General features: G+C 69.4%; 4 protein-coding genes. All 4 read left to right on the top strand.

Annotated features, from left to right (window positions below; genetic code table 11):
• Positions 1 to 176: 176 nt before the first annotated feature.
• Positions 177 to 1235, top strand: coding sequence for an AMP-binding protein (locus ACIGFK_RS42360; protein ID WP_400056143.1), 1059 nt, complete (start codon positions 177 to 179; stop codon positions 1233 to 1235).
• The gene (locus ACIGFK_RS42365) at positions 1235 to 2596 is read left to right on the top strand and encodes an aldehyde dehydrogenase family protein (protein WP_376660679.1); all 1362 of its coding nucleotides are present in this window, start codon (positions 1235 to 1237) and stop codon (positions 2594 to 2596) included. The genes ACIGFK_RS42360 and ACIGFK_RS42365 overlap by 1 nt, the downstream gene beginning before the upstream one ends.
• An 85-nt stretch (positions 2597 to 2681) precedes the next feature.
• Positions 2682 to 3743, top strand: a complete 1062-nt coding sequence (locus ACIGFK_RS42370; protein ID WP_376660680.1) for an NAD(P)-dependent alcohol dehydrogenase — start codon at positions 2682 to 2684, stop codon at positions 3741 to 3743.
• A 79-nt stretch (positions 3744 to 3822) separates the two neighbouring features.
• Positions 3823 to 4293, top strand: coding sequence for an SRPBCC family protein (locus ACIGFK_RS42375; RefSeq protein WP_376660681.1), 471 nt, complete (start codon positions 3823 to 3825; stop codon positions 4291 to 4293).
• The last annotated feature ends 157 nt before the right edge of the window (positions 4294 to 4450 follow it).

Genomic DNA, 4450 nt, shown 5'->3' on the forward strand with positions numbered 1-4450 from the left:
TACCTCGCCGTCACCCGCCAACTCGCCCTCTACATCAACCTCCTCGGCGCCTGGAACCTCCACCTCTTCCCCTGGAACGCCACAGACGACCTCCGCCGGCAACAGCCCGGCGAGTTCGTTCGCAGCGGACGCTGAATTCTTTGCGTTTTTGAAGATGTTTTGCGAGAGGACCATGCATGGCCGAGCACGACGGCGGAGATTTCGTCCGCGAGATGATGCAGTGGCACTTCAGCCCGGAGACCGGGTCGCCGTTCTGGCTGAAGCGGGCCCAGACCCTCGATTTTGATCCGCTCACCGATGTCCGGGATTTCGAGGATCTCGGATTGTTTCCCAATGTGGTCGACGAGCTGCGTGATGTCGCCGTCCGCGACCTGATTCCCCTGGGCCACGGTGACGCGCACGCCGCCGGTGTTTACGAGAGCGGTGGCACCACGGGTGAGCCCAAGCGGGTGATGTTCACCGCCGAGTGGCACCGGAGCAGCGTCGAATGGTTCAGCGACCGGCTGGACGAGCACGGCGTGCCGCGCAACGTCGACTGGCTGAGCGCCGTTCCCACCGGGCCGCACAACGTCGGGGCAATGGCGGTCGACACCGCGGCGCTCCGGGGCGGGCTGAACTTCGCCCTCGACCTGGACCCGCGGTGGGTGAAGAAGCTGATCGCGGACGGCCGGATGGACATGGCCGGCGCCTATACCGACCACCTCATCGAGCAGATTGGTTTCATCCTGTCCAGCCAGGACGTGGGCGTGCTCTTCGCGACCCCGCCGATGCTGGAACGACTGGCCCGGCACGACGACCTGGTCGAACTGGTGAACCGGAAGGTCCGCACGATCATCTGGGGCGGCACGCATCTGGACGCCGACACCCGTGATCTGCTCCGCGACGAAGTGTTCCCGCAGACCCGGCTGGTCGGCGGGTACGGCAGCACCATGATGCTGGGTACCTCGGTGGAGCGGCCCGGCCTCGGTGACGACGAGCCGTGCGTCTTCGACTCGTTCGCCCCCTACACCACGTTCCAGGTGGTCGACCCCGAGACCCGGCAGGCCGTGCCGTACGGCGAGCGCGGGCAGATCGTCGTGCACCACCTGAGCCGCACGGCCCTGCTGGTCAACAACCTCGAGCGGGACTTCGCCACCCGGATCGCCCCGCCGACCGACCGTTTCGGCGATTCCGTCGCCGACGTCGCTCCCGTGGCCTCCTTCAGCGGTGAGACGGTGATCGAGGGCGTCTACTGATGCTGTCCCTCGATGTTCTCGGCCCTGGCGGGCCCTACCGGTCCCGGCGGCTGGAGACGATCGAAGACGTCCACGGGCATCCGGTCGCGGCCCTGAGCGTGGCACCCTCGCTCTACGTCACCCGGGCGATGAAGGCGCTGCACCGAGCACCGGTGCTGTCCCTCGACGCACGGATCGCGGCGCTCGCGGTGGCGAGCCGGGCCTTCGCCGCGCAGACGGTCGCGGGCCTGACGCCGGAGGAGTACCACCACACCGTCAGCAGGGCCACCGGGCTCCCGATCACGGTGGTCCGGAGCGCGACCGGCGAGATCGCGCGGGCCGCGCAGCGGATCCACCACAGCGTGCAGAACGCACGTCCGGCCGGTTCGGCCGGCTCGTGGCGCGATCCGCTGACCCGGGCCGGCGGGGCGGTGTGGACCCGTCGCGGCAGCGTGTTCGCCGTCCATGCGGCGGGCAACCACCCCGCGGTGCACCAAGGCTGGCTGGACGCCCTGGCGCTGGGCTACAAGGTCGCCGTACGTCCTTCGCGGCGCGAGCCGTTCACGCCGTACCGGCTGGTCACCGCCCTGCGCGAGGCCGGGTTCGGCGACGACCGCATCGTGCTGCTGCCCACCGACCACAGCGTGGCCGACGACGTCCTCCGCCACGCCGACCTCGGCATGGTGTACGGCGGTGACGACGTCATGCGCAAGTACGCGGGCGATCCCCGCATCCTGCCGCAGGGCCCTGGGCGCTCCAAGGTGCTGATCACCGCCGAAACGGACTGGGAGCCGCTCCTCGGCACCCTCGTGGAGTCGATCAGCGGCGGTGCGGGAGTGGGCTGCGTCAACGCCACCGGCATCCTCGTCGAAGGCGACCCCGCCCCCGTGGCGGCGGCGCTCGCCGAACGCCTCGGCGCGCTGCCCACCCTGCCCCCGACGGACGAACGCGCGGTGCTGCCCGTCATGCCGGTCGGCGCCGTCCGCCGGTGGGACGCGCACCTGCGGCGCCTGGCCGCCGGAACCAAGGCGTGGCTCGGCGGCGACGGCATCGTCGGCGACCTCGGCGACGGCACCGCCGCGCTCCGGCCGGCCGTCCACCAGCTCGACAGTCCCTTCGCCGACCAGCTCGGCGCGGAGCTGGGCTTCCCCTGTGCGTGGGTCGCACCGTGGGACCGCGAGGCCGGGATCCGGCCGCTGCGGAACACTCTCGTCCTCAATGCCGCCACCACCGACGCGGACCTGATCGACGAGCTGGTGAACGAGCCGAGCATCGCCAACGTCTACATCGGCGACCACCCCACGCCGTGGATGGCGCCCGGCCTGCCGCACGACGGCCACCTCTCCGAATTCCTCATGCGCACCAAGACCGTTCTGCGCTGACCGACGGCGGAACCGTGCCACGCGCTGCCCCCTCGGGGCCGTCGCGCGGATCCGTGCTGCCGTCGATCCCCCCAGAAAGAAGCACATGAACGCACAGACCACCACATCCGTCCCCGCATACGCCGCCCCCACCGCAGGCGCCCCGCTGGAGCGGACCACGATCCGGCGCCGGCCGGTGGGCGAGCACGACGTACTGATGGAGATCAAGTACACGGGCATCTGCCACACCGACATCGCCCGGGCCCGCTACGGCCTGGGCGGCACCTTCCCGATGGTTCCGGGCCACGAGATCGCCGGTGTGGTCACCGCCGTCGGCCCGGGCGTGACCCGGCACCGGCCGGGTGACCGGGTCGGTGTCGGCTGCATGGTCGACTCCTGCCGGGAGTGCGACGACTGCAAGGCCGACTTCCAGCAGTTCTGCATGAACGGTGCGGTGGAGACGTACGGTTCCACCGGCCACGACGGTGAACCCACCTACGGCGGCTACTCCACCCACATCGTGGTCGACGAGAACTACGTCCTGCGGATTCCCGAGGGCATCGCGCTCGACGAGGCCGCGCCCCTGCTGTGCGCCGGCATCACCGTGTACTCGCCGCTGACCCACTGGAACGCGGGCCCCGGCAAGAAGGTCGCCGTCGTCGGCCTGGGCGGCCTCGGCCACATGGGCGTCAAGATCGCGCACGCCCTGGGCGCCGAGGTGACGGTGCTCTCGCGGACCCCGGGCAAGAAGGACGACGCGGAGCGGCTGGGCGCGGACCACTTCCACGCCACCTCGGACCGGGCGGTGTTCGCGGAGCTGGCGGGCACCTTCGACCTGATCGTCAACACGGTGTCGGCGGAGCTGGAGCTGGACGCCTACCTGTCGCTGCTCAAGCGGGACGGGACGCTGGTGAACCTCGGCGTCCCGCCGGGCCCGAGCAGCCTGAGCATGTTCTCGCTCATCGGCGGCCGCAGGACGTTGGCCGGCTCGCTGATCGGCGGTATCGCCCAGACGCAGGAAATGCTCGATTTCTGCGCGGCGCACGGCCTCGGTTCGGACGTCGAGGTCATCTCCGGGGAGCAGATCAACGAGGCGTACGAGCGGGTGTCGGCCTCGGACGTCCGCTACCGCTTCGTGATCGACGCGGCGACGATCCCGGCCGCCTGACCACGCCTCACAATCCACGAAAACCACGAACCCAACCACGAACGTTTTCTCACCACTTGCTTTCGGATCAGGAGTTTCCATGGCCATCGCGAACAAGCACACGATGTACGACTCGACCATCATCGACGCCACTCCGGACGCCGTCTGGGCCGTCGTCCGCGACGCCCTGAAGGTGGTGTCGATCGTGTCCGGGCCCAACGCGAAGAACGTGGGCTGGGCCGAGGGCGGCGAGGTCGAGCGGGTGCCTGCGCGTTACGACTTCACGCTGGTCTTCAACGACGGCCTGGTCCAGCAGGAGATCGCCGGGCGCAACGAGGTGGAGCGGTCCCAGACCTACCGCGCCGTCGCCTCGACGATGGGCGTCGACCACTACGTCGCCACGATCCGCATCCGGCCGATCACCAACGACCCGAACCGCTGCTTCTTCGACTGGACCCGCGAGCTGACGATCGCCGACGACGCGGACCCCGCGGTCATCGAGGCGATCGTCGCGATGATGGCGAAGCAGACCGACGCCATGCGGGACCACTTCGCGTCGAGCGAGAAGTAATTCCGGCGGAACACCACGACATTGAAGGGAAACGCCTTGACCGGGATATCCACTGCTCGCCGCATCGAGATCGTCTGGCCCGACCTCGGTATCACCGTTACCGCCGAACTCGACGGCCGTAACCCCGAACTCGCCGACGCACTCTGGGACTCACTGC

Origin of the sequence: Streptomyces sp. NPDC085524 (genome assembly GCF_044541755.1) — a bacterium.
GTDB lineage: Bacteria > Actinomycetota > Actinomycetes > Streptomycetales > Streptomycetaceae > Streptomyces.

Excerpts from the sequence above, each read along its gene's own strand:
- ACIGFK_RS42360 (WP_400056143.1), top strand. The coding sequence starts at position 177 with ATGGCCGAGCACGACGGCGGAGATTTCGTCCGCGAGATGATGCAGTGG.
- ACIGFK_RS42365 (WP_376660679.1), top strand. The coding sequence starts at position 1,235 with ATGCTGTCCCTCGATGTTCTCGGCCCTGGCGGGCCCTACCGGTCCCGG.
- ACIGFK_RS42370 (WP_376660680.1), top strand. The coding sequence starts at position 2,682 with ATGAACGCACAGACCACCACATCCGTCCCCGCATACGCCGCCCCCACC.
- ACIGFK_RS42375 (WP_376660681.1), top strand. The coding sequence starts at position 3,823 with ATGGCCATCGCGAACAAGCACACGATGTACGACTCGACCATCATCGAC.